Genomic DNA, 24,570 nt, shown 5'->3' with positions numbered 1-24,570 from the left:
GCCTCTCAGCCCACCGCATACACCTCCACCGACCACAGCGAATACCCGTACCGCGTAGCCCGTTTCACGCCCTGCACCCGCACGTACCGCGTACCCGGCGCGTCCATGCGGACCGACTCCCGGCCGCCCTTGCCGTCCCGCACCGTCGCCGCCGTGCGCCACGTCCTGCCGTCCGCCGACGTCTGGACGCGGTACGCCGACGCGTAGGCGTCCTGCCAGCGGAGAACGAGCTGTCCGAGTCGGACCGGCTCGGACAGCTCCAGCTGCCACCACGCGCCGTCCTCCGGCGGAGACGACCAGCGCGTCCTCGTATCGCCGTCGATCGCGTCGGCTGCGGGGAAGTCGGGCGTCTCGTCGCTGGACGAGGAAGCCTTCGCGCCCTTGGCCCGCGCCAGGTCCGGGCCCGCCGTGCGCGGGAACGCCCGTACCGCGAGCATGCGCGTCTCGCCGTTCTCGAAGGTCAGCGGGATGTCGTAGGTGCCCGAGGGGGTTCCTGCCGGGACCTGTACCTCCACAGGGACTTCGATCCCCGTGCCGCGCGCGAGAGTTGAAGGAGCGGGAGTCGTCACCCTGATTCCCTTGGGGGGCCTCGCCCTCAGGGTGCCCGTCACCGTCGACGGGCGGCGGGACAGCAGGCGTGCCGTCACCCGCTGTGGCGCGCCGCCGATCTCCACGTCCGTCTCCGAGCGTGCCAGCGAGAGGCGTGCCGAGGGAGTGTCCGCGTACCAGGGCACCACGTGGTGGACCGTGCCCTCGGTGAGGGTCACCCGGACCGCGTCCGCCCGTAGGTGCGGTGGTGGCGTCGGTTCCGTGAAGCCCGTCTCGGAGAGGGGGCCGACGCGGCGCCAGCCCTCTCCCGGTACGTGTGCCTCCACGTTGCCCTTGCTGCCCGGGGCCGTCAGCGCCGTCACCGCGGCGAGGCGGTGGGGACGCGGGAAGTGGGCCGTGGCCCGCGTGGTCGCCTGCTTCTGGTCCAGGCCCGCCCACCTCTCGTACGACGTGAGAGCGCGGGTGATGAAGGGGAGCAGGACGCCCTCGCCCACCTTCACCTCGTGGGCCGCAGTCCTCAACTGCCCGTGCATATGCCTCAGTTCGCGGTACGAACGCCAGGCCGTCGCGCCGTCGCCCTGCTCCTGTGCGCGCAGCATGTCGATGGCCGTCTCGCCTGCCGTTCCGAAGCGCGCCAACTGGGCCGTCCAGGGGCGCACTTCGGAACCCAGGTCGTCCGCTCCCGCCGTGGAGCTCGAGCCGAGGCGGTGCGGGGTCTCGCGCATCACTGTGAAGGCGGCTCGGAGGGAGGAGGACGCCTTCGCCGTCCGGGCCCCGCCCGCACTCGTCCGCGACGTCCAGAACTCCCGCATCAGCGGCCGCAGATACGCCGATTCGGTCGCGCCCAGGACCGACGACGCCTCGTTGCCCGCCAGGGCTCGTAGCGCCGCCCGCGCCTTCGCGTCGTCGCCCGTCACGTCGTCGATCGCCGCCCGCCAGGAGGCGCCGGGCCTGTACTCCCGTGGATTCCAGGCGTAGTCCGCCGCCGTGAAGAGCGGGATGCGGGAGGCCGTCGGCTGTTCCATGGCGTTGCCCAGGAGCGCCGCCGAGCGGTTCGCCACCGCGGGCTCGCGGCCCGTGTAGGGGCCGAGGAAGATACGGTCCTGCGCGAAGTCGTTGATGGGGTAGTTGTCCATCGTCACCAAGGGGTGGGCGCCGAACGCCCGGTGCGCGTCAGCCAGTTCACGACCTGTGATCGTCTTCGGGATCACGCCCACGCCCGTCCACGCCACCTCCACCCGGTGGTCCAGCTGTCGGGCGAGCGCCGTGCGGTACTCCGTCGCGCCGTCCTGGTAGTACTCCGTCGGCATCAGGGAGAGGGTGCGCGCGGGAGGGCGGGCCTCCGGGTGGCGCTCCGCCAGGTGCCGGGCCACCGCGTTCGCCACCCGTGCCTGCGCCCTCGCCGCTGCGCGCGGGCCCGAGCCGAACGTCTCGGCGTCCTCGTCGCAGTGCCACTCGCTGTAGCTCACGTCCTGGAACTGGAGTTGGAAGGCGCGTACGCCCAGCGCCCACATCGCGTCCAGCTTGCGGTTCAGGGCCCTGATGTCGGCGTCCGAGGACATGCACAGGGCCTGGCCCGGGGCGACCGCCCAGGCCAGGGTCACGTGGTTGCGCGCGGCCCGCTCGGCCAGGGCGCGGAAGTCGGCGCGCTGGTCCGCCGGGTAGGGCTCGCGCCAGCGGGCCTGGCGGAACAGGTCGTCGCCCGGCGCGTAGAGGTAGCGGTTCTGTTTCGTCCTGCCCATGAAGTCGAGTTGGGCCGCCCGCTGCTCCCGCGTCCACGGAGTGCCGTAGAAGCCCTCCGTCAGGCCCCGAACCGGCGTCGCCGGCCAGTCCCGCACGGTCAGGCCCGGAAGCGTGCGCGTGCCCCCGGCCGCTGTCGGCTTCCGTGACTCCAGGATCTGGCGGAACGTCTGTGCCGCGTGGAACAGGCCGTCCTCGCCGACCCCGTCCAGCGCGACCGTGCCGCGGCCCGCGTACCGGCCCGTCGCCAGCCGGTAGCCGCCGGACGGCAGGTCGCCGCGGGCCGGTGCGCCCAGGGCCGCCAGCGCCGTTGCGCCCGGTGGTCCGCCCGCCCGCACCACCAGCGAGCCGCCGGCGCGCAGTCCTGCCTCGTCCCTGACCCGCGTGATCCGCCGCACCCCCGCCTCCCGCAGCGCCGTGCGGATCGCCTCCAGGGCGTACGGGTCCGCGTCCTCCCCGGCGACGAGGACCGCCTCGTCCGTGAGGGGAATCGACTGGTCCGCCGCGCGCGGTGACATCGACTGGGGGCGTGGCCAGACGGGAGGGAGGGGTGGGGTGGTGTTCGCGTCGGGTGTGGTGGCGGGGGTACCGGGGGTCGTGGGGGTGGCGAGTGCGGTGGGGGCGCTGCCGAGCGTGCCCGCGATGACGGCGACGGCGACGGCCGTCGCGCCCTTCCTGCGCCGCACGTGCACGGCCGCTCCTTCCCTCACCGGGCTCCTCGGCCGCGCCCTCCGCAGAGGGCGCCCTCTCCGCAGGCTTCAGGCTGCGGACTTCAGGCTTCGGAGCCCACCGCATGGTCGGCCCCCGAGCCCATCACTCAGGCGTGTCGAGTGTCAACGGAGCGTAGCGGTGTGCCGCAGGGGCGGGCGGGAGGGAATGCCCCGGTGGGCCGGGTGTGACACAGGATCTCCGGGCGAACACGGAGAGCGGAGAAATAACTCCCGCGAGGGAGGCGGAATGTGACGCGCGACACGAAGCCGAACGGGATGCGGGTGCGCCGCCGCGCGCTGGGTAGATACAGCCGCAACCTGCCCCCTGACGAGGAGTCCCCACGTGGCTGCTTCCGCGAACCTTCTGCTCGACGCCCTCTCCAAACAGACCGAGCTCTCGGCTGTCCCGCTCCAGGTCTCCGCGATGCCGCTGCGCGTGTCCGACCCCGACTCCGGCCTCGACGGCTCCTGCTCCTGCGGCTGCCTCGAGCCGCCCCTGACGAGCGAGCCCCCGCTCGCCGACGCCGCCCCCCTCACCAGCGAGCCGCCCCTCGCGGACGCCGCCCCTCTGACCAGCGAGCCGACCGCCACGGGCACGGCCTCGGGCCTGGACTTCATGGGGGTCTAGATGACCCTTTCCCGGCTGGCCGCCTTATACGGAGTGGCCACGTCGTACTCTCCTTCACCGGACCGCACGGTCCGCGCCACCGACGCCGCGGTGATCGCCGCACTCGCCGCCCTGGACGTCGACGCGAGCACCCCTGAAGGGGTTCAACACGCCCTGGACGTACGGGAGTCGGAGTTACGGGAGCGTGTCCTGCCGCCGACCGTGGTGTGCTGGCGCGGAGGTCCGGACGCCGCCGGCCGCGACGCGCAAGATGACGCGGGCCCCTGGGCCGGGCTGCCCCCCGGCACCCGCCTCCGCGTCGACACCGAGGACGGCGCCCGCTTCGCGTGGGAAACGGCGGACACGAGCGAGCCGGGGCCCGGCCCCGAAGAACTGCCCCTGGGCGTCCACCACCTCACCGCCACCGTGCCCGGCCGCGACAGGCCCGTCACCGCGCACCTCGTCGTCGCCCCGTACGAGATCACCGGGCCGCCCGACCGCGGGCACGGCTTCCTCGTGCAGCTCTACTCCCTCCTGTCGGCCCGCTCCTGGGGCATGGGTGACCTCGGGGACCTCGCCGAGCTCGCGTCCTGGGCGGGGCGCCGCGTCGGCTGTGACTTCGTGCAGGTCAACCCGTTGCACGCGGCCGTGCCGGGGCCGCCCGGCGGCACCACCGACCCGTCCCCGTACCGCCCGTCCTCGCGCCGCTTCCCCGACCCCGTGCACCTGCGCGTCGAGGAGGTCCCCGAGTACACCCACCTGACGGGGGCCGCCCGCGACCGCGTCGACGTGCTGCTGCGGCGGGCCGCCGAGCTCCGTGAATCGGTGCTGCGCAAGGGCGCGTTGATCGACCGGGACGCCGTGTGGGCGCTCAAGAAGGAAGCCCTCGAACTCATCGCGGAGATCCCCCTCGGACCCGGCCGCTGCGCCGACTACGGGGACTTCCTCGCCGAGCACGGCGAGGACCTGGAGGCGCACGCCACCTGGTGCGCGCTCGCCGAGGCGTACGGCCCGGACCCGAGCGTCTGGCCGCCCGCCCTGCGCGACCCCGCCTCGGCCGGGACCGCCCGCGCCCGCAACGCGCTCCTCGACCGCGTCGACTTCCACTCCCGGCTCGCCTGGCTCACCGACGCCCAGCTCGGCGCCGCCCAGCGCGCCGCCCGCGAGGCGGGGATGGCGACCGGCCTGGTGCACGACCTCGCGGTGGGCGTGCACCCGGACGGCGCCGACGCCTGGGCGCAGCGCGACGTCTTCGCCGCGTCCATGTCCGTGGGCGCCCCGCCGGACGCGTTCAACGCCCACGGCCAGGACTGGGGGCTGCCGCCCTGGCGCCCCGACCGCCTCGCCGCATCCGGCTACGCGCCCCTGCGCGCCGTGGTCGGCGGGCTTCTGCGGCACGCGGGGGCGCTGCGCGTCGACCACATCATGGGTCTGTTCCGGCTCTGGTGGATCCCCGTCGGCGGGCGGCCCACCGACGGCACGTACGTCCACTACGACGCCGAGGCGATGCTCGCGGTGCTCTGCCTGGAGGCGCACCGGGCGGGCGCCTTCGTCATCGGCGAGGACCTCGGCACGGTCGAGCCGGGCGTGCGGGAGACCCTGCACCGGCACGGGGTGCTCGGCACGTCCGTGCTCTGGTTCGAGCGCGAGTGGGTCGGCGCGGACGGGGGCGCGGGCACGGGACGGCCGCTGCCGCCCGAGGGCTGGCGGGCCGGCTGCCTGGCCACGGCCACCACCCACGACCTGCCGCCCACGGCCGCCCGGATCACCGGTGAGCACGTCGAACTCCGGCACCGGCTCGGCCTGTTGGCCCGCCCCCTCGCCGTCGAGCGGGCCGCCGCGGCCGCCGACGTCGCGGAGTGGCTCGGCGTCCTGTCCCTGCTCGGCCTGCTGCCGGGCGGCGGGGGCTGGGAGGAGGACGAGATCCGCGCCGTGCACCGCTTCCTGCTGCGCACCCCGGCCCGCATGGTCGGCGTCTGGCTCCCGGACACGGTCGGCGACCGCCGCCCGCAGAACCTCCCCGGCACCCGGGACGAGTACCCCAACTGGCGCCTGCCCCTCGCCGGCGCGGACGGCCGCCCGCTCAGCCTGGAGGAGCTCACCGCGAGCCGCCGTCTGCACGCGTTCATGGAGGTGTTCCGGAGCCCCGCCGCCACCCGTGCGGCTACCCGTACGGCACCCCCGGGCGCGCGGCCCGTTTAGCGGTTCGCTACGTTTGGCCCGTGGACAAGAAGAACGCACTGCGCGCCGGTGCCGTGGCAGCCGGTACGACGCTGATGATGCTGCTCATGTCGTCCCCCGCGCTCGCGAACATTCGTGACGACGGCGACGACCCGGGTCCCGGCCTGAGCGTGATCGAGACGCTCGGCCTCTATGTCGCGGCGCCCATCGTGCTGTTCCTGGTGATCGCGGGTCTCGTGATGGTGGGCGACAAGTCCCGCAAGCAGACCAAGCAGGGCTGAGCCGCACCTTTCTCCTCGCCGAGGGCGCCCGGCAGCAACGTACGCCTCCCCAAGCTCTTGATGAGCAGGGGAGACCCCATTCGTACGCGCGTTGCTGCCGGGCGCCCTCGACGTGTCTGTGGGCAGTTACGGCCGCTCGGCGGTCAGATAGCGCTGCACCGTCGGCGCCAGCCAGTCGACGATCTCCTCCTGGCCGAGCGCGACGGACGGCGGCAGGCGCAGCACGTACCGGGTCAGGGCCATGCCGAGGATCTGTGAGGCGACGAGCGCCGCGCGGGCCGGGGCGGCGGCCGGATCGGGGCAGACGCGGCGCGCGACCGGCAGCAGCTGCTCCTTGAAGATGTCCTGGATGCGCTCGGCCCCCGCGGCGTTGGTGATGCCCACGCGCAGCACGGCGGTGAGCACCTCGGCCTCCTCCCACACGCGCAGGAAGTGCCCCACGAGCACCCGCCCGACGTCCTCGCGCGGTGCCGCCGCCAGATCGGGCAGCCGCAGGTCGAAGGTGATGGCCGCGGCGAACAGGCCCTCCTTGTTGCCGAAGTAGCGCATCACCATCGACGGGTCGATCCGGGCGTCCCGGGCGATGGCCCGGATGGTGGCCCGCTCGTACCCGTCGGCCGCGAAGCGTTCCCGGGCCGCCGCCAGGATGGCGCCGCGGGTCGCGTCGGAGCGGCGTGCGACGGCCGGTCCTGAGCTGGTTTCGGTCATGCCAACAAACGTAGGCCAACAAGCGTTGACAGTCCAGGGCCGCGGTTCTACGTTGGCCAACAAGCGTTGACCAACAGGCGTTGACCAGCAGGCGTCGGCATCGCCGACATCAGCGGCTTCAGGAGGCAGTCATGACTGTGATCGTCGTCGGTTCGGGCCCCACCGGGCTGCTGCTCGCCGGAGATCTGGCCGCGGCGGGCGTCCCCGTCACGCTCGTCGAGAAGCGCGCCCACCACATCAGCAACCTGTCGCGCGCCCTGGTCGTGCACGCCCGCACGCTCGAACAGCTCGACGCCCGGGGCCTCGCCGACGAACTGGTGGCCAAGGGGGAGCGGCTGACCGGCCTGAACCTCTTCACCCGGCTCGCCGTCGACCTCTCCACGCTCCCGTCCCGCTTCAACTACGTGCTGGTGCTGCCGCAGTACGAGGTGGAGCGGGTCCTGGAGCGGCGGGCGGTGGCGGCGGGGGTGCGGTTCCGCTACGAGACGGAGGTCACCGGGCTGCGGCAGGACGGGGAGGGCGTCTCGCTCGAAGTCCGGGGCGCGGACGGCGAGTCGAGCACGCTGCGGGCCGCGTACGTGGTCGGCGCCGACGGGATGCGCAGCGGCGTCCGGCAGGCGGTCGGCCTGCCCTTCCCCGGGAAGTCGGTCATCAAGTCGCTCGTCCTCGCCGACGTGCGGCTCGCCGAGAAGCCGGACTCGGCGCTCACGGTCAGCGCGGCCGGGGACGCGTTCGCGCTTCTTGCGCCCTTCGCGGACGGCTACTACCGGGTCATCGGCTGGAACCGGACCCGTGACGTCCCCGACAGCGAGCCGCTCGGCCTGGACGAGGTCAAGGAGATCGTCCGGCAGGCGTTCGGCCATGACTTCGGGATGCACGACGCCCGCTGGACGTCCCGCTTCCACAGCGACGAACGCCAGGCGCCCGCCTACCGGGTGGGCCGCGTGTTCCTCGCGGGCGACGCGGCGCACGTGCACTCGCCGGCGGGCGGCCAGGGCATGAACACGGGCCTCCAGGACGCGGCGAACCTCAGCTGGAAGCTGGTGCGGGCCGTGCGGGGGCAGGGCGGGGAAGGGCTGTTGGAGAGTTACGAGGCGGAGCGGCACCCGGTGGGCAAGGCGGTGCTGCGGAGCAGCGGCGGCCTGGTGCGCCTCGCCATGGCGAAGCGGCCGTGGACGCGGGCGGCGCGGGCGCTGGTGGCGGGCCTGGTGGGGCACGCCCGCCCGGTGCGGCGGAAGGCCGTCGGCCAGATCACCGGCGTCGGCATCGCCTACCCCGCGCCGAAGGGCGCCCACGCGCTGGTGGGCCGGCGGGCACCGGACCTCGCGCTGAAGGAGGGACGGCTCTACGAGGCGCTGCGGGGCGGGGAGTTCGTGCTGGTGGTGCCGGAGGGGGTGGCGTACGAGGGGGAGGGGGTGCAGGTGGTGCGGTGGGCTGATGGGCGTCGGCGTCGGGCCGTGCTGGTCCGGCCTGACGGGTATGTGGCGTGGGCGTCGGACGATGCGTCTTCCCCGATCCCGCCCCTTCCCGGCTGCATCTATTGGCGCGCTCCGCGCGCGCAGGGGGCTCCGCCCCCAGGCTCCCGGGCGGGCTGGCCTTTCAGCCCGTCCGGCGTTTGAGGACGAGGCCGTTCAGGCCGATACGGGGGTCTAGGGGCGAAGCCCCAGGAAGGCCCGCCCAGGGCGACGGAGTCGCTGTTTCGGGAAGGGGCGGGATCGGGGAAAGGGAACGCCCTACGACGACTGCGTGCCCGCCAGCAACTTCCGCAGGAGGTCTGCCAGTTGGGAGACCTCCTGCGCGTCAAGACCCGCCGCCTCCAGCGCCTTCCGCTGCGCCGCCAGCCCCGCCACCACGGCCCGGTCCACCAGATCCAGCCCCTCCTCCGTGAGCGTCACCTGAAGCCCCCGCCGGTCGTGCGGGTCGGGGGAGCGGCGCAGGAGCCCGGCGCGCTCCAGCTTGTCGAGGCGGCCCGTCATGCCGCCCGTCGTCAGCATCAGCGTCGTCGCGAGCTGGCGCGGTGAGAGCGTGTAGGGCTCCCCGGACCGCCGCAGCGTCGCCAGGACGTCGAACTCGCCCCGGGACGTGCCCACTTGGCGGTACGCCCGCTCCACGTGCTCGGCCATCGCGTGGGAGGTGCGGTACACGCGGCCGAAGACCTCCATCGGGGTCGTCTCCAGGTCGGGCCGCACGGTGGCCCACTGCTCGATGATCGCGTCGACCGCGTCGGGTTCTGCGGTGGGGTCGGGCGTGGCGTTGGCGTTCATGGGTCCCAGTATCCGGCCCGGTTCGATTGCTTGCAAGCAAGTAGCTTGACGAAAAGTAGCTTACGGCTAAGCTACTTCTTGCCAAGCTACTCCGGCCGAGCCCCCGCGGCCCGGCCGCTCAGCCACTCCTGCCGAGGGAACCGCCATGAACCGCGCCGCCACCGTCCTGCTCACCGCCTACGCCCCCATCACCTGGGGCTCGACCTACTTCGTGACCACCGAGTTCCTGCCCGCCGACCGCCCGTTGTTCACCGGCATGATGCGGGCCCTGCCCGCGGGGTTGCTGCTCGTCGCCCTGGCCAGGCGGTTGCCGAGAGGGGAGTGGTGGTGGAAGTCGGCCGCCCTGGGGGCGCTGAACATCGGGGCCTTCTTCCCGCTCCTGTTCCTCTCCGCGTACCGGCTCCCGGGCGGGATGGCCGCGGTCGTCGGCTCCGTCGGTCCGCTCTTCGTCGCGGGTCTCGCGACGGTGCTGCTCAGTGAACGGCCCAGCCTCCGGACCCTGCTCACCGGAGCCGCGGCCGCGCTCGGCGTCAGCCTGGTCGTGCTGAAGTCGGCGGGGGCGTTCGACCTCGTCGGCGTGCTCGCGGCGGTGGCCTCGACGGCGTCGATGTCGACGGGCACGGTCCTCACCAAGCGGTGGGGCCGGCCGGAAGGCGTCGGGCCGCTGGCTCTCACCGGGTGGCAGCTCACCATGGGCGGGCTCCTGATCGCCCCGGTCGCGTTCCTGGTCGAGGGGGCGCCCCCGGCCCTGGACGGGCGGAACATCGGCGGCTACCTCTACCTCGCCCTGGCCAACACCGCGGTCGCGTACTGGCTCTGGTTCCGTGGCATCGGCCGCCTCAGCGTCACCCAGGCCAGCCTCCTCGGCCCGCTCTCCCCGCTGACGGCGGCGGTCATCGGCTGGGCCGCGCTCGGCCAGGCGCTCAGCCCGCTGCAAGTCGCGGGCATGGCGCTCGCGTTCGGGGCGACGCTCACGGGGCAGCTGATGCCGCAGCGCCCGCAAACGTTCAGCACAGCTTCAAAGATCGCTCGTAAAGATTCGATGGACGTAACTGTTGGTGCGGTGCGACGGTAGCCCCGTAAGCGATCAAGACCTCCCCGTCCGACCCGGCCGGGGAGGCGCGAACTCCCCGAACGGGGAAGAGAGACAAGGGATATCAGTGGCTACCGTCCTGGACCGGACCCCCCTTCACGCCGAGCCGAAGACGGCCGCGGCGCAGACCGAGCCGACGAGCGGGACCAAGGGCGTGCCGCGTCCCGTCGGCATCGGGCTCGCCCTCGCCGCCCTCGCCACGGTCGTCTGGTCGGGCAGCTTCGTCACCTCCCGCGCTCTCGCCGACACCGTCCCCCCGGTCCAGCACGCCTTCTGGCGCTGGCTCATCGCGATCGCCGCGGTCGCGCCCTTCGCCGCCCGGCAGGCATGGCGGCAAAGGGGGTTGATACGCGAGCACATCCGCTTCCTGCTCCTCGCCTCGCTCCTCGGCGTCACCGTCTACAACACCCTGGTCAACCAGGCCGGCGTGACCACCACCGCCGGGAACATGGGCATGATCATGGCCGCGTCGCCGGTCCTCATGGCGGTCTACGAACGCCTCGGCGGCAACCGGCTCGGGGCGCGCCGCGTGACGGGGATGCTGGTCGCCTGCGCCGGAGTGCTGCTCCTGGTCAGCAAGGGCTCCCTCGCCATGGACTTCGCGGCCGGTGACCTGTGGGTGATCGGCGGCGCCTTCGCCTTCGGCTCCTACAGCGCGGTGCTGCGCCGCAAGCCGCAGGAGATCGGCGGGCTCGCCTTCCTCTTCACCACGTTCGTGCTCGGCGCGCTGATGCTGCTGCCGGTCTTCCTCGTCAGCCTCGCCGTACAGGGCGGCTTCACGCCCACCGTCGGCACGGTCTCGCCGCTCCTGTACGTGGGTGTCGTCTCCTCGGCCGTCGCCTTCTTCGCCTGGAACAAGGCGATCTCCCTCATCGGCGCCGCCCGCGCCGGAGTCATCTACTACCTCCAGCCCGTCTGCGTGGCCCTGCTCTCCTTCGCACTCCTCGGCGAGGGCATCGGCTGGCTCCAGGTGGTCTGCATGGTGCTGATCCTCGGTGGTGTGATCCTGGGCTCCGCGGCCCGGCGACGGTGACCGCCGCCTCACACCCCCGACGGGGGACGGGACGCCGGAGCGCGCGCGAGCAACAGCATCGCGTCGCGGTCCGGCGTCCCGGGCGGCGTCGCGGGTCCCTTCGGTCGGTGATCAGGAGCGGGACATGCCTGGGTACGTTGGGGAGATGAGCGAGTGGGACATCAAGAAGCTGCAGATCCTGCGGACCCTGCGGGACCGCGGGACCGTCACGGCCACGGCGCAGGCCCTGCTGATGACGCCGTCGGCGGTGTCGCAGCAGCTGTCCAACCTGGCCAAGCAGCTCGGTGTCCCGCTCCTTGAGGCCCACGGCCGCCGGGTCCGCCTGACCGACGCGGCCCACCTCGTGCTGCGGCACGCCGAGGCCGTCTTCGCCCAACTGGAGCGCGCCGACGCGGAGTTGGCGGCCTACGCGCAGGGGGAGGCGGGCGAGGTCCGGGTCGGGGCGTTCTCGACGGCCGTGCCCGCCCTCGTCGTCCCGGCGGTACGGGCGCTGCGCGCGGCCCACCCCGGCATCACGGTGCGGGTCCGCGAGGCCGAGGCGGCCGAGGCGTACGAGCTGCTCGCGGCGGGCGAGGTCGACCTCACCCTGTCGCTCGCCGCCCACGCCCCGACCGACACCGACCGCCGCTTCACCCGGGTGCCGCTGCTCGCCGACCCGCTGGACGTGGCGCTGCCCGCCGGTCACCCGCGCGCCGCCGACGCGGACCTCCGCCTCGCGGACCTCTCCGGCGAACCCTGGATCTTCGGCGGCTCGGGCCCCTGGTCGGAGATCACCCGGGCCGCGTGCGAGGCGGCGGGCTTCACACCGGAGCAGGCCCACAGCGCGTCCGGCTGGACGGCGATCCTGGCGATGGTGGAGGCGGGCATGGGCGTGGCCCTGGTCCCGAGGATGGCGGCGACGAACCGGGAGGGCGTGGTGATGCGCGTCCTGGAGGAGGACAACCCGCGCCGCCATGTGGTCGCGGCGGTGCGCAGGGGTGCGGAGGACGGCGCCGGGGTGGGCCGGGTTCTGGGGGCGCTGCGGGAGGCGGTGGAGACACGCTGAGGCGGCCGCCTCGGGGGCTGGCCGCCGAGCCCGTGTGAGGGTGCGCACAAGATCATCTACGGCACCCCCGACGGGAGCAGCAGTGATGGACCACGGCAACCGCCCACCAGCCCGTCCGGCGATTGAGGACGAGCGCGAAGCGCGATCAAGGGCGCCCCACCCGGGGCAGTTGACCAGGCGAAAGGTGCTGGCCACCGCGGCAGCGGGCGCCGCAGCCGTGGGGGCGACCTCCGCGGCCGCAGCCGGGCCCACCCCCAAGGCACCGGCCCCCGTGGGGCCGCAGGACCCCCGCTACCCCTCCCTCACCACCCGCGGAGCGAACGCCCGCTTCGTGGGCAGGCCCGACTACGTCCGCCTCGTCGAGACGACGGAGCAGGTCGTCGACGCGGTGCGGCACGCGGTCGCGGAGGGCAGGCGCCCGGCGGTCCGCAGCGGCGGCCACTGTTTCGAGGACTTCGTCGACGCCCCCGAGGTCCGCGTCGTCATCGACATGTCCCCGATGCGGCGGGTCTCCTTCGACGAGGAGCGCCGCGCCTTCGAGGTCGAGCCGGGCGCCCTGCTCGGCGAGGTGTACCGGCAGCTGTTCCTCGGCTGGGGCGTGACGATCCCGGCGGGCGCCACCGCCGAGGTCGGCGTCGGCGGCCATGTCCTCGGCGGCGGCTACGGCACCCTGTCCCGGCGCCACGGCCTGTGCGTGGACCACCTGGAGGCCGTCGAGGTCGTCGTCGTGGACCGGGCGGGCGGCGCCCGCGCCGTCGTGGCCACGCGGGACCCCCGGGACCCGCACCACGACCTGTGGTGGGCGCACACCGGCGGCGGGGGCGGCAACTTCGGGGTCGTCACCCGGTACTGGTTCCGCGACCCGCGCGCCGACCGGGACGCCGAGCCCGCGCGCCTGCTGCCGCGCCCGCCCGCCGCGATGCTGACCTTCTCGGCCACCTGGGGGTGGCACGACCTCGACGCCCGGGACTTCGCGCGGCTGCTGCGCAACCACGGCGAGTGGTACGAGCGCCACAGCGCGCCCGACTCCCCGTACGCCGGGATGCTCAGCGCCCTGATGGCCAACCACCGCTCGCTCGGCTTCCTCCCGCTGAGCGGCCTGCTCGACGCCACCCTGCCCGGGGCGCGGCGCCTGGTCGACGCGTATGTGGACGCCGTCGGGCGAGGGGTCGGCGCGCGGCCCGTACGGACGATGGAGGAGCGGCCGTGGCTGCAGTCGGTCGCGGCCGTCCAGGAGGGCGGCTCGGCGCCCTTCAAGATCAAGTCGGGCTATCTGCGGCAGCGGTTCACGGACCGTCAGATCGCCGCCGTCCACGACCACTTGGGGGGCGGCAGGGCGGGGGAGGGGATCAGCGGGTCCCTGTGGCTGGTCTCCTACGGCGGCCGGGTCAACACCGTCGCGCCCGACGCGACCGCCGTCGCCCAGCGCGACTCGATCCTCAAGGCCATCTACATGACGGACTGGAAGCCGGAGCAGGATGCCAACCCCCGCCTGGAGTGGGTGCGTTCGCTGTACCGGTCCGTGTACGCGGACAGCGGCGGCGTCCCCGCACCGGGCGCCGGGAGCGACGGGGCGTTCATCAACTACCCGGACACGGACCTGGCGGACCCGGCGCAGAACACGTCGGGGGTGCCGTGGCACGCGCTCTACTACAAGGGCAACTACGCGCGGCTGCAGCGGGTGAAGGCGGCGTACGACCCGCGCGACGTGTTCCGCCACCGGCTCGGGATCCGGCCCGCCACCTGAGTGATCCCGTCGCCCGAAACGAACGGGGCGCCCTCTCGGCCGAGAGGGCGCCCCGTCCTTCGTACGCCTTACGCGTCTTACGCGTCCGCGGACTGCGCCTTCAGCGCCCGCTCGATCCCGGCGCGGGCCTCCGAGACGAGGCGGCGCAGAGCGGCCGACGGCTCGGCCTCGGCAAGCCACGCGTCCGTCGCGGCCAGCGTCCCCTGGGACACCTGGATCGACGGGTAGAGGCCGATCGCGATCTGCTGGGCCATCTCGTGCGAGCGGGAGTCCCACGCGCCCTTGACCGCCGCGAAGTACTTCTCCGCGTACGGGGCGAGGAGTTCACGCTGGTCGGTCTGGACGAAGCCGGCGATGACGGCCTCCTGCGTCGAGTTCGGCAGCGAGTCGGACTCCACGACCGACGCCCACGCGGCCGCCTTCGCCTCGGCGGTGGGCCGCGCCGCGCGGGCCGACGCCGCGTGCCGCTCGCCCGCCGCCGTCCTGTCGCGCTCCAGCTCCGCGTCGATGCCCGCCTCGTCCAGGCGGCCCGTCGCCGCGAGCCGGGCGACGAACGCCCAGCGCAGCTCCGTGTCGACGGCGAGGCCCTCGATCGTCTCCTTGCCGGTCAACAGGTCTTCCAGGAGCCCCAGTTCGGCGTCCGTGCGCGCCGTCGCCGCGTAGGCGCGGGCCCACGCCAGCTGGTGGTCGCTGCCCGGCTCGGCCGCCCGCAGGTGCTCCAGGGTCGCCTCGGTCCAGCGGGCCAGCGCCGCGTCCCGGCCTGCCGGGGCCGCGTACAGGTCGAGGGCCAGCTTCACCTGGCGGTGCAGCGACTGGACCACGCCGATGTCCGACTCCTTGCCGATGCCGGAGAGGACGAGGGAGAGGTAGTCGCGGGTGGGCAGTTCGGCGTCGCGGGTCATGTCCCAGGCCGAGGCCCAGCACAGGGCGCGCGGCAGCGACGCCTCGAAGTCGCCCAGGTGCTCCGTGACGAAGGCCAGGGACTCGGAGTCCAGGCGGACCTTCGCGTACGACAGGTCGTCGTCGTTGAGGAGGATCACCGCCGGGCGCTCCTTGCCCACCAGGGCTTCCACGGGGGTGAGTTCACCGTCGACGTCCAGCTCCACGCGGTCGGTGCGCAGCAGCTTGCCGGACTCGTCGTCCAGGTCGTAGAGGCCGATGGCGATGCGGTGCGGGCGCAGCGTCGGCTCGCCCTTGGCGCCGGCCGGGAGCGCCGGGGCCTCCTGCTTGACGGCGAAGGAGGTGATGGTGCCGGAGGAGTCGACGTCCACGACCGGGCGCAGGACGTTGATGCCCGCCGTTTCCAGCCACTTCTTCGACCACGTCTTCAGGTCGCGGCCACTGGTCTCCTCCAGGGCGCCGAGCAGGTCGCTCAGGCGCGTGTTCCCGAACGCGTGCCGCTTGAAGTACGCCTGGACGCCGCGGAAGAACTCGTCCTCCCCGACGTACGCCACGAGCTGCTTGAGGACGGAGGCACCCTTGGCGTACGTGATCCCGTCGAAGTTCACGAGCACGTCGTCCAGGTCGCGGATGTCCGCCATGATCGGGTGCGTGGACGGCAGCTGGTCCTGGCGGTACGCCCACGTCTTCATCTGGTTGGCGAACGTGGTCCAGGAGTGCGGCCACTTCGACTCCGGCGCGTACGCCTGGCAGGCGGCCTCCGCGTAGGTGGCGAACGACTCGTTCAGCCACAGGTCGTTCCACCACTCCATGGTGACCAGGTCGCCGAACCACATGTGCGCCAGCTCGTGCAGGATCGTCGCGGCCCGCACCTCGTACGCGGCGTCCGTCACCTTCGAACGGAACACGTACTGGTCGCGGATCGTCACCGCGCCCGCGTTCTCCATCGCGCCCGCGTTGAACTCCGGCACGAAGAGCTGGTCGTACTTGGCGAACGGGTAGGCGTAGTCGAACTTCTCCTGGAACCAGTCGAAGCCCTGCCGGGTGACGTCGAAGATCGCGTCCGCGTCGAGGAACTCGGCGAGGGAGGGGCGGCAGTAGATGCCGAGCGGGACGGACTGGCCCGTCTCCGCGTTCTCGTACGAGGAGTGCACGGAGTGGTACGGGCCGACGATCAGGGCCGTGATGTACGTGGAGATGCGCGGCGTCGGCTCGAAGCGCCACACGTTCTCGCTCGGCTCCGGCGACGGGGAGTTCGAGACGACCGTCCAGCCCTCCGGCGCCTTCACGGTGAACTGGAAGGTCGCCTTGAGGTCGGGCTGCTCGAAGGAGGCGAAGACGCGGCGCGCGTCCGGCACCTCGAACTGCGTGTACAGGTACGCCTGCTGGTCGACCGGGTCGACGAAGCGGTGCAGGCCCTCGCCCGTGTTCGTGTACGCGCAGTCGGCGACCACGCGCAGCTCGTTCTGCCCCTGCTCCAGGTGGTGCAGGGCGATGCGGGAGTCCCGGAAGACGGCGGCCACGTCCAGCGAACGGCCGTTCAGCACGGCCTCGTGCACGGCGGGCGCGACGAGGTCGATGAAGCTCTCGGCCCCCGCCTCGGCGCAGTCGAAGCGCACCGTGGTCACGGAACGGTAGGTACCGCCCTCCTGCGCGCCGCTCAGATCGAGGTCGATCTCATAGGCGTCCACGGTGAGCAGCTTCGCCCGCTGCTGCGCCTCTTCACGGGTCAGATTGGTGCCGGGCACGCGGTCATCTCCTCGATGCGGTGACGTGGTGACTTATGACGTTTCCGGCCATCCTTCCACGGCGCTTCACGGCCCTGCCTCCCGATAAGGCGGGGATAAGCCCCGGTGCTCGGCACGGGGCACGGAAAGGGCCCGTACAAGGGCCGTACGGGGTTCGCGAGGGGCCGAAAGTCGGCATTGTCCGACCGCTCCCGCGCCGCTAGCATCCGCGCCTCTCGACTCACGCCCCGGGGAGCGGTGATGGGAATCGACGTACTCGTGGCAGGCGCGGGCATCGGCGGGCTCACCGCCGCGCTCAGCCTGCACGCCGCGGGCATCCCGGTCCGGGTCGTGGACACGGTCGAGGAGCTGCGCCCGCACGGCGTCGGCATCACGCTTCTCCCGCACGCGGTAAGGGAGTTGAGCAACCTCGGCCTGGCCGGCGAGCTGGCGGCGACGGCCGTCCCCACCGACGAGATCGTCCACTACGACCGGCACGGCAACCGCATCTGGGGCGAACCGCGCGGCCGCGCCGCGGGCCACCACTGGCCGCAGTACTCCGTGCACCGCGGCGCGCTCCAGCTGATCCTCCTGGAGGCCGTCCGCGACCGCCTCGGCGAGCACGCGGTGCGCACGGGCACGGCGTTCGTGCGCTTCGCCGAGATGGAGGGCTCGCTGCTGCGGGTGATCCTGCGGGACGTGGGGCGGGGGCGGGAGTACGGGGTGGGGGTGCGGGCCCTTGTCGGCGCGGACGGGCTCTATTCCGGGGTGCGGGCCCGCCTGCACCCGGGCGAGGGCCCTCCCCTGTGGAACGGCATCCGCATGTGGCGGGGCGTCACGGACTGGCATCCGGTGCTCGGCGGGCGCGCGGTCGCGGTGGCGGGGAGCAACGCGAGCGTGAAGCTGGTGGTGTACCCCGTCTCGCGGGAGGCGGAGTCGCGGGGGCGCGCGGTGCTCAACTGGGTGGCGGAGGTGCGGTTTCCCGTCGACCACCACGGGGCGGCCGGGTCGGGCCCCGCGGACTGGAACCGGTCGGGCCGCCTCTCGGACGTGCTGCCGCACTACGCGGGCTGGCGGATCGGCGACCTGGACGTGCCCGCCCTGCTGGCCGCGACGCGTCGGATCCTGGAGTACCCGATGGTGGACCGCGACCCGCTGCCCCGGTGGGGGCGCGGTCCGGTGACGCTGCTTGGCGACGCGGCCCACCCCATGTACCCCGTCGGCTCGAACGGCGGCTCCCAGGCGGTCCTGGACGCGGCGGTCCTGGCCCACTGTCTGGCGCGGGCCGGGGCGGACCGGGTGGCGGGGCTGCGGGCGTACGAGGCGGCGCGGCGGCCGGTGGCGAACGCGGTGGTCCTCGCGAACCGGGACATGCCGGCGGACCGGGTGCTGCGGGCCGTGGCGGAGCGGGCGCCGGAGGGGTTCGAGCGGGTGGCTGATGTGCTCACTCCCGCGGAGCTGGGGGAGCTGGGGGTGGCGTACCGGCGCACATCGGGGTGACCTACGCCCTGGCGCCCTCGTGCACATCAGGGCCCTGGAGTACGGCTGCTTCCCCCGACACCGACTCCACCGCCCGCGCGAACTCCCGTACCCGCTCCGTCTCTCCCTCCCGGTGCCACACCAGCCCCAGCACCGAGTCCGGCAGCCCCTCCACCGGCACGAACGTGACGTCGCGGCGCCCGTGGTACTCCGCCGTCGGACGGCACAGCAGCATCGCCCCGCGCTCCGCCGCGACCAGCGTCAGGCCCTCCTGGAGCGTGCGCACGGCGGGCGCGGGCAGCTGGGACGGGGCGTGGGCCGTGCGCCAGTAGGGCGGGGCGGGGGGCGCCGCGGAGATCAGGGGGGTCTGCGCCAGTTCCGCCGAGGTGAGGGCGGCCCGGCTCGCGAAGGGGTGGCGCACCGACACCGCCACCGTCTGCCGCTCCTGCGAGAAGGCCGGGCCGAGCACCAGGTCCGGCTCCGCCACCGGCAGCAGCACGATCGCCGCGTCCACGTCGCCCGCGCGCACCGCCCCGAAGGGGTCCGCGAAGGGGATCTCCACGATCTCCGTGACACAGGTGGGGTGCCGTTCCTGGAAGGTGGTGATCGCCGTCATGAGGCGGGCGTCCGCCGTCCCCTGGAAGCCGATCCGCAGCGTGCCCTCCACGCCCCGCGCCGCCGACCGCGCCCGGTCCACCACCGAGGCCAACTCCGCGTACGCCGGGGTGAGTTCGCAGAGGAAGCGGGTGCCAAGCGGCGTCAGGTGGACGCGGCGGCTCGTGCGCGACACCAGGCGGGCGCCGATCCGCTGCTCCAGCGAGGCGAGCAGCTGGCTGACGCGGCTCTGGGAGACGTAGAGCCGCTCGCCCGCCCGGCCGAAGTGCAGCTCCTGCGCGAGCACGAGGAAGCACTCCAGCTCCCGTATCTCCAGGCCCCGCTCCGGACCGTTCACCCGTCACCCCTCCTCATGCGCCGTACGCCAGTCGCAGCACCGCGGCTCACGCGATTGATGAGCCTGGCTCATACAAGGATGAGATCTTCGCCGTTGTTCCCCGGGCCCGCGCGCCCAAAGCTGGGCGGCATGGAAACAACCACCCCCACAGGGTCCCTTCGCGATCCTCAACTCCCTTCCAGGGAAGGGAAGTTGGTGCCGCTCCCCGTCCTGGTCGCGGCCGCCGCCACCTTCTCCGTCGTCACCACCGAGATGCTGCCCGTCGGCCTGCTCACCTCCCTCGGCTCCGGTCTCGGCGTCACCGACGGCACCGCAGGGCTGACCGTCACGCTGCCCGGCGTCGTCGCGGCGCTCGCCGCGCTGCTGCTGCCCGTCGCGGTGCGCGCCGCCGACCGGCGCACGGTCCTCGGTGTGCTCATGGGGCTGCTCGCCGCCGCCAATCTGCTCTCCGCGCTCGCCCCGGCCTTCGGCGTGCTCCTCGCCGCCCGGGTCCTGGTCGGTGTCTGCATCGGCGGCGTCTGGGCCATCGCCGCCTCGCTCGCGGTGCGCCTGGTGCGCGCGGCCGACGCGGGGCGGGCCACCGCCGTCATCTTCAGCGGGATCGCGGTCGCCTCCGTCCTCGGCGTCCCCGCGGGCACCTTCCTCGGTGAACTCGCGGGCTGGCGCTGGGCGTTCGCCGTGATGGGCGCCTTCTCGCTGGTCGTCGCGGTGCTGCTGCTGCGGCTGCTGCCCGCCCTCCCCGCCGAGCAGGCGGTGCGCCCCGGTGCCTACGGGGGCGTGCTGCGGATCGGGCGGGTGCGGGCCGGGCTCGCCGGGGTGGCGCTCCTGGTCACCGGGCACTTCGCCGCGTACACGTACGTCCGGCCCGTCCTGGAGCGGGTGCCGGGACTGGGTGCCGGACTGATCAGCGCGGTGCTGCTCGCCTACGGGGTCGCGGGCATCGTCGGGAACTTCGCGGGCGGCGCCGTGGCGGCCCGCGACCCGCGCCGGGCGCTGCTCGTGGTCTCGGCCGGGCTCGCCGCGGTGGTCCTCGCCTTCGAACCGGCCGGGGGTTCCCTGGCCGCGTCGGTGACGCTGCTCGTGCTGTGGGGCCTCGCGTACGGCGGGGTCTCGGTCTCGGCGCAGAACTGGGTGATGGCGGCCGCGCCGCAGGCCCGCGAGACGGCGTCGGCGCTCTTCGCCGGGGTGTTCAACGCGGCGATCGCGCTCGGCGCCCTGGCCGGGGGCCGGGTGGCCGACGAGAGCGGGGTCTCGCACGTGCTGTGGCTGGGCGGCGGCCTCGCCGGGGCCGCGCTGCTCGTGGTGGCCTGCGCGAGGGAGCGGTCCGGGTGAGACCGCTCCCCCGCGGGCGGGGCGTCAGCCCTTGAGCTCGGCCGCGACCAGCTCCGCGATCTGCACCGCGTTCAGCGCGGCGCCCTTGCGGAGGTTGTCGTCGGAGACGAAGAACGCCAGGCCGTTCTCCACCGTCTCGTCGGCGCGGATGCGGCCCACGAACGAGTCGTCCTTGCCCGCGGCGACCAGCGGCGTCGGCACCTCCGTGACGACGACGCCCTCGGCGCCCCGGAGGATCTCCGTGGCGCGCTCGGGGCTCAGCGGGCGCGCGAAGCGGGCGTTGATCTGCAGGGAGTGGCCGGTGAAGACGGGCACGCGGACGCAGGTGCCGGAGACCTTCAGGTCCTCGATCTCCAGGATCTTGCGGGACTCGTGGCGGAGCTTCTGCTCCTCGTCCGTCTCGTTCAGACCGTCGTCGACGATCGAGCCCGCCATCGGCAGGACGTTGTACGCGATCGGCGCGACGTACTTGTCGGGCTCGGGGAAGTCGGCGCCCGAGCCGTCGTGCGTGAGCTTCGTGGCGTCCGCGCCGACCTTCTCGACCTGCGAGTACAGCTCCTCGACGCCGGCCAGACCGGAGCCGGAGACCGCCTGGTAGGTGGCGACGACGAGCGCCTGGAGGCCCGCCTCCTGGTGCAGCGGCTTCAGGACGGGCATCGCGGCCATCGTCGTGCAGTTCGGGTTCGCGATGATGCCCTTGGGGCGGTTCTTGATCGCGTGCGGGTTCACCTCGGACACGACGAGGGGGACCTCGGGGTGACGGCGCCAGGCCGAGGAGTTGTCGATCACGACGGCGCCCTGCGAGGCGACCTTCTCGGCGAGGGCCTTGGAGGTGGCGCCACCGGCGGAGAAGAGCACGATGTCGAGGCCCGTGTAGTCGGCGGTGGAGGCGTCCTCGACCGTCACGCCGTCGAGCACCGAACCGGCCGAGCGGGCCGAGGCGAACAGGCGCAGCTCGTCCACGGGGAACTTCCGCTCCGCGAGGATCTTGCGCATGACCGTGCCGACCTGACCGGTGGCTCCGACGATTCCGACCTTCACGAGACTCCTCCGTACGCGGGTGCGGCCTGGTGGCCTGGCTTGATGCTCTCCATCATGCGTCTGTCCAGGCCCGGCTTGTCCAATCCATTGTCCGAGGTGCGGGACGCCACATTTCCCTCCGGCGTTTCCCCGTGACTTTCCTCAGGGGGCCGCGAACGTTTCGGCTCCCTCCCGCGTCGTAGGGGAAACGCGGGAGGGGGAGTGCTTTGCTGCGCAGAAAAGCGCGCCGCGCGCAGGCGGCCGATCCGCTGGACGCGGCCCAGGAGGACCGGGTGCGCGCCGTCCTGTCGCTCGGCGGGGTGCCGCACGGCGAGCTGCAGGACGGGGTGCAGCAGGTCAGGCTGCGGCTCCTGGAGCGGGCGGCGCGCGGTCAGGAGGCGCCGCGCGACGTGTCCGCGTGGGCCGCCGTCGTCGCCTCGAACCTCGCCATGGACTGGCACCGGGCCCGCCGCCGCCGGGAGCGGCTCGGCGAGCGCCTGGCCGCCACCTGGCGGGAGGCCACCGACGACGCCGCCGAGTCCCGCGCCCTCTCCCTCGCCGTCGCCCAGGGCCTCGGCGAGCTCCCCGACACCCAGCGCCAGGTCGTCGTCCTGCGCTTCTACGCCGACCTGCCGGTGCGCGCGATCGCCGAGGAGCTTGGCGTCCCGGAGGGCACGGTGAAGAGCAGGCTGCACGCGGCGGTACGGCAGTTGCGGGTGCGGCTGCACGAAGGGGAGGTGGTGTGACGGTGGCCGAGAACTCCGATGCCCTGAGTCCCGGTGCTCTGAGCCCCGATGCCCTGATGGCGGCCGTCACGGGAGAGGGCCTTCCCCAAGACGCCTACGACGACGCCGAGTTGGTGGCGGAGTACGAGGCGGCGGTGGCGGACGTGCGGGTGCTGCGGGAGCAGTTGCGCGTGGTGGGGGACGGGCTGGCCGGGGTGCCGCCGACGTCGCGTCACCCGGCCGGGCCGGTTGCCCTGCGGCGCGGCCCTCGGCCGGGCACGTCCGCAGCCGCCCGGCGGGCCTTCCTCGCCCTCGCCGCCGTGCTCGCCTGCGTGCTCGTGGGCGGGCTCGGGCTGCTCGTGGCACGGTCCGGGGGCGGGATGGGCGGCGATGACGCCGACGCCGCGAAGAGCGACGGCAAGGCGGCCGCACCCCACTCGCCGGGGCACGACAGCGGTGCCGAGAGCGGCAGTGGGAGCAGCAGCGGGAGCGGCAGTGGGAGCGCGAAGCAGTCGCCCGAGGGCTACGTCGCCTGCGCCCGGCTCATCGTCGAAGGCACCGTGACGCGCGTCGAGCCGCTGCCCGGCGGCACCCGGGACCGGATCACCCTCGACGTCGCGCGCTACTACAAGCCGGACAAGGGGGCCCGGAAGGTCACGTTCGAGATGGAGGTGAACGTGGACCCGCGGCTCAGGCCCGGGGACCGCACCCTCATCGGCATCCCCCGGGGCCGGCGGACCCCGGACATCCGGTCCACCGGCGCGGACATCGCCACGACGCGGCTGTGGGTCGAGCGCGCCCTGCCCGGCGCCCGGGGCGGGGGTGTTTCCTGCGGCTGAGTGACAAGTCCGTGAAGGCGGCGTTGCAGACCCCGGAAACCAGCCTGAACTGGGGTTTTCCCAGGCTACCTTCCTCGCACCGCGACCGGTGGCGAACCCGTCACCGGTCCAGCAAGGAAGGACACCCCTGTGCGCTCAACCAGCCGCAGCCGCAGCCGCAGCCGCGCGACGGCCGCCCTCATCACCGCGGCCGTCGCCGTCCCGGTCCTGTTCGCCTCCGCACCCCCGGCAGGCGCACAGGACCCGCACGACCGCCCCGCGAAACAGGGCGCCAAGCTCGCCAAGAAGCTGGTCAAGGCGTCCTCCGGCAAGAGCGCCCACCGCCACCTGGAGAAGTTCCAGGAGATAGCGGACGCCCACGGCGGCAACCGGGCCGCCGGCACGCCGGGCCACGACGCCTCCGCCAAGTACGTGTACGGCCAGCTCAAGAAGGCCGGGTACAAGGTGAAGTACCAGTACTTCACCTTCCCCGAGTCCACGACCCTGCGCGAGAAGCTCTCCGTCGTCGCGCCGCAGCCCCGCGACCTGAAGACCACGGCCTTCGAGTTCAGCAAGGCCACCCCCAAGGGCGGTCTCAAGGCGCAGCTGGCCGCGGCGCGCGTCGACGAGACGCCCGGCTGCACGCCCGACGACTACACGTCCGACACCTTCACCGGCAAGATCGCGCTGGTGAAGCGCGGCTCCTGCACCTTCGCCGAGAAGGAGGCCGCCGCGGCCGAGGCCGGAGCGGCCGGGATCCTCGTCTACAACCACTCCGGCGACAAGCCCGTCGCGGGCAGCGTCTCCGACCCGTCCCAGGCCCACATCCCGGCCGCCGGGGTCACCAGGGCCGACGGCGAGCAGCTCGCCGCCGACCTGGCCAAGGGACCGGTCACCGTCACCCTCGACGTCGCGACCAAGGCCACCGAGAAGAAGACCCGCAACGTCATCGCGGAGACCCGCGGCGGCCGCGCCGACCGGGTCGTGGCGCTCGGCGCCCACCTGGACTCGGTGCCCGAGGGTCCGGGCATCAACGACAACGGCACCGGCTCCGCGGGCCTCATCGAGGTCGCCCAGAAGCTGGCCAAGGCCACGAAGAAGAGCGGCAAGCAGCCCGCCAACAAGGTCCGCTTCGCCTGGTGGTCGGGCGAGGAGCTGGGCCTGCTGGGCTCCGACCACTACGTGAAGCAGCTGAGCGCGAAGCAGAAGAAGGCCATCAAGCTCTACCTGAACTTCGACATGATCGGCTCGCCCAACCCGGCGCAGCTCGTCTACGACGGCGACGACTCCGACAAGGAGGGCGCGGGCGCGGGCCCGGCCGGTTCGGCACAGATCGAGGGCCTGATCAACGGCTACCTCGACAAGCGCGGCGTCCCGCACGAGGGCTACGACTTCGACGGCCGCTCCGACTACGGGCCGTTCATCGCGGTGGGCATCCCGGCCGGAGGCACGTACACCGGGGCCGAGGAGATCAAGACCCCGGAGCAGGCGGCGAAGTGGGGCGGCAGGGCCGGGGTGGCCTTCGACCCGAACTACCACGGCGCCGGGGACACCCTGGAGAACGTCGACCGCAAGGCGTTCGACCTGAACATCGACGTGATCGCGCACGCGGTCGGCACGTACGCGTACGACCTCAGCTCGCTCAAGAAGTAGTGCACT

The 24,570-nt window shown here is 73.3% G+C and carries 19 protein-coding genes; 13 read left to right on the top strand and 6 right to left on the bottom strand.

Annotated elements, in window-relative coordinates; all coding sequences use genetic code 11:
• Positions 1 to 5 precede the first annotated feature (5 nt).
• Positions 6 to 2,981 (bottom strand): glycoside hydrolase family 84 protein, encoded by a 2,976-nt coding sequence (locus tag ACQB60_RS05280; protein WP_496924593.1) that lies wholly within the window; start codon positions 2,979 to 2,981, stop codon positions 6 to 8.
• A 361-nt stretch (positions 2,982 to 3,342) separates the two neighbouring features.
• Between ACQB60_RS05280 and ACQB60_RS05275 the strand changes: the two genes are divergently transcribed.
• The 3 genes from ACQB60_RS05275 to ACQB60_RS05265 are packed head-to-tail and all read left to right on the top strand — an operon-like array spanning position 3,343 to position 6,068.
• Positions 3,343 to 3,627, top strand: a complete 285-nt coding sequence (locus ACQB60_RS05275) for a hypothetical protein (RefSeq protein WP_496924592.1) — start codon at positions 3,343 to 3,345, stop codon at positions 3,625 to 3,627.
• Positions 3,628 to 5,808, top strand: coding sequence for a 4-alpha-glucanotransferase (gene malQ / locus ACQB60_RS05270; RefSeq protein WP_496924591.1), 2,181 nt, complete (start codon positions 3,628 to 3,630; stop codon positions 5,806 to 5,808).
• Positions 5,809 to 5,828: 20 nt separating this feature from the next.
• Entirely contained in the window at positions 5,829 to 6,068 is a 240-nt protein-coding gene (locus ACQB60_RS05265; protein ID WP_496924590.1) for a hypothetical protein, read from the top strand.
• Between the two features lie 126 nt (positions 6,069 to 6,194).
• On the opposite strand, the gene ACQB60_RS05260 is transcribed toward ACQB60_RS05265, so the two are convergent.
• Positions 6,195 to 6,776, bottom strand: a complete 582-nt coding sequence (locus ACQB60_RS05260) for a TetR/AcrR family transcriptional regulator (RefSeq protein ID WP_496924589.1) — start codon at positions 6,774 to 6,776, stop codon at positions 6,195 to 6,197.
• Positions 6,777 to 6,907: 131 nt separating this feature from the next.
• Between ACQB60_RS05260 and ACQB60_RS05255 the strand changes: the two genes are divergently transcribed.
• The gene (locus ACQB60_RS05255; protein WP_496924588.1) at positions 6,908 to 8,395 is read left to right on the top strand and encodes an FAD-dependent monooxygenase; all 1,488 of its coding nucleotides are present in this window, start codon (positions 6,908 to 6,910) and stop codon (positions 8,393 to 8,395) included.
• A gap of 114 nt (positions 8,396 to 8,509) precedes the next feature.
• On the opposite strand, the gene ACQB60_RS05250 is transcribed toward ACQB60_RS05255, so the two are convergent.
• Positions 8,510 to 9,040: a MarR family winged helix-turn-helix transcriptional regulator gene (locus ACQB60_RS05250; protein ID WP_496924587.1), complete on the bottom strand. Its 531-nt coding sequence runs from the start codon at positions 9,038 to 9,040 to the stop codon at positions 8,510 to 8,512.
• 145 nt (positions 9,041 to 9,185) lie between these two features.
• Here ACQB60_RS05250 and ACQB60_RS05245 point away from each other — a divergent pair, with 145 nt between their 5' ends.
• The 4 genes from ACQB60_RS05245 to ACQB60_RS05230 all read left to right on the top strand — a co-directional run bounded on the left by ACQB60_RS05245 (position 9,186) and on the right by ACQB60_RS05230 (position 13,958).
• Positions 9,186 to 10,115 carry an EamA family transporter gene (locus ACQB60_RS05245; protein ID WP_496924586.1) on the top strand — a complete coding sequence of 310 codons (930 nt, stop codon included), beginning with the start codon at positions 9,186 to 9,188 and terminating at the stop codon, positions 10,113 to 10,115.
• A gap of 85 nt (positions 10,116 to 10,200) precedes the next feature.
• Complete coding sequence (locus ACQB60_RS05240; RefSeq protein WP_496924585.1) at positions 10,201 to 11,166, top strand: DMT family transporter; 966 nt, start codon at positions 10,201 to 10,203, stop codon at positions 11,164 to 11,166.
• 145 nt (positions 11,167 to 11,311) lie between these two features.
• Positions 11,312 to 12,211: a LysR family transcriptional regulator gene (locus ACQB60_RS05235; protein ID WP_496924785.1), complete on the top strand. Its 900-nt coding sequence runs from the start codon at positions 11,312 to 11,314 to the stop codon at positions 12,209 to 12,211.
• Between the two features lie 169 nt (positions 12,212 to 12,380).
• Positions 12,381 to 13,958, top strand: coding sequence for an FAD-binding oxidoreductase (locus ACQB60_RS05230; protein ID WP_496924584.1), 1,578 nt, complete (start codon positions 12,381 to 12,383; stop codon positions 13,956 to 13,958).
• Positions 13,959 to 14,035: 77 nt separating this feature from the next.
• On the opposite strand, the gene pepN is transcribed toward ACQB60_RS05230, so the two are convergent.
• On the bottom strand, positions 14,036 to 16,606 hold the full coding sequence (gene pepN / locus ACQB60_RS05225; protein WP_496924583.1) for an aminopeptidase N: 2,571 nt from the start codon (positions 16,604 to 16,606) through the stop codon (positions 14,036 to 14,038).
• 240 nt (positions 16,607 to 16,846) lie between these two features.
• Between pepN and ACQB60_RS05220 the strand changes: the two genes are divergently transcribed.
• On the top strand, positions 16,847 to 18,085 hold the full coding sequence (locus ACQB60_RS05220) for a flavin-dependent oxidoreductase (protein ID WP_496924582.1): 1,239 nt from the start codon (positions 16,847 to 16,849) through the stop codon (positions 18,083 to 18,085).
• 1 nt (position 18,086) lies between these two features.
• On the opposite strand, the gene ACQB60_RS05215 is transcribed toward ACQB60_RS05220, so the two are convergent.
• On the bottom strand, positions 18,087 to 19,016 hold the full coding sequence (locus ACQB60_RS05215) for a LysR family transcriptional regulator (protein WP_496924581.1): 930 nt from the start codon (positions 19,014 to 19,016) through the stop codon (positions 18,087 to 18,089).
• Positions 19,017 to 19,145: 129 nt separating this feature from the next.
• Between ACQB60_RS05215 and ACQB60_RS05210 the strand changes: the two genes are divergently transcribed.
• The gene (locus tag ACQB60_RS05210) at positions 19,146 to 20,348 is read left to right on the top strand and encodes an MFS transporter (protein ID WP_496924580.1); all 1,203 of its coding nucleotides are present in this window, start codon (positions 19,146 to 19,148) and stop codon (positions 20,346 to 20,348) included.
• A gap of 24 nt (positions 20,349 to 20,372) precedes the next feature.
• Here the strand turns inward: ACQB60_RS05210 and ACQB60_RS05205 are convergent, their stop codons facing one another.
• Positions 20,373 to 21,389 carry an aspartate-semialdehyde dehydrogenase gene (locus ACQB60_RS05205; protein WP_496924579.1) on the bottom strand — a complete coding sequence of 339 codons (1,017 nt, stop codon included), beginning with the start codon at positions 21,387 to 21,389 and terminating at the stop codon, positions 20,373 to 20,375.
• A 206-nt stretch (positions 21,390 to 21,595) separates the two neighbouring features.
• Here ACQB60_RS05205 and ACQB60_RS05200 point away from each other — a divergent pair, with 206 nt between their 5' ends.
• From ACQB60_RS05200 to ACQB60_RS05190, 3 genes are all read left to right on the top strand, one after another.
• On the top strand, positions 21,596 to 22,114 hold the full coding sequence (locus ACQB60_RS05200) for an RNA polymerase sigma factor (protein WP_496924578.1): 519 nt from the start codon (positions 21,596 to 21,598) through the stop codon (positions 22,112 to 22,114).
• Entirely contained in the window at positions 22,111 to 22,932 is an 822-nt protein-coding gene (locus ACQB60_RS05195) for a hypothetical protein (protein ID WP_496924577.1), read from the top strand. The genes ACQB60_RS05200 and ACQB60_RS05195 overlap by 4 nt, the downstream gene beginning before the upstream one ends.
• Before the next feature lie 129 nt (positions 22,933 to 23,061).
• A complete protein-coding gene (locus ACQB60_RS05190) occupies positions 23,062 to 24,564 on the top strand; it encodes a M28 family metallopeptidase (RefSeq protein ID WP_496924576.1) in 1,503 nt (500 codons plus the stop codon).
• The last annotated feature ends 6 nt before the right edge of the window (positions 24,565 to 24,570 follow it).

Source organism: Streptomyces odontotermitis (assembly GCF_050510915.1).
In the GTDB taxonomy this organism is placed as follows: Bacteria; Actinomycetota; Actinomycetes; order Streptomycetales; family Streptomycetaceae; genus Streptomyces.
The sequence above is the reverse complement of the archived record's forward strand: the minus strand, read 5'-3'. Positions and strand labels throughout refer to the sequence as shown.

Coding starts and splice junctions, on each gene's coding strand:
- malQ (WP_496924591.1), top strand. CDS start 3,628: ATGACCCTTTCCCGGCTGGCCGCCTTATACGGAGTGGCCACGTCGTAC.
- ACQB60_RS05260 (WP_496924589.1), bottom strand. CDS start 6,776: ATGACCGAAACCAGCTCAGGACCGGCCGTCGCACGCCGCTCCGACGCG.
- ACQB60_RS05255 (WP_496924588.1), top strand. CDS start 6,908: ATGACTGTGATCGTCGTCGGTTCGGGCCCCACCGGGCTGCTGCTCGCC.
- ACQB60_RS05250 (WP_496924587.1), bottom strand. CDS start 9,040: ATGAACGCCAACGCCACGCCCGACCCCACCGCAGAACCCGACGCGGTC.
- ACQB60_RS05245 (WP_496924586.1), top strand. CDS start 9,186: ATGAACCGCGCCGCCACCGTCCTGCTCACCGCCTACGCCCCCATCACC.
- ACQB60_RS05235 (WP_496924785.1), top strand. CDS start 11,312: ATGAGCGAGTGGGACATCAAGAAGCTGCAGATCCTGCGGACCCTGCGG.
- ACQB60_RS05220 (WP_496924582.1), top strand. CDS start 16,847: ATGGGAATCGACGTACTCGTGGCAGGCGCGGGCATCGGCGGGCTCACC.
- ACQB60_RS05210 (WP_496924580.1), top strand. CDS start 19,146: ATGGAAACAACCACCCCCACAGGGTCCCTTCGCGATCCTCAACTCCCT.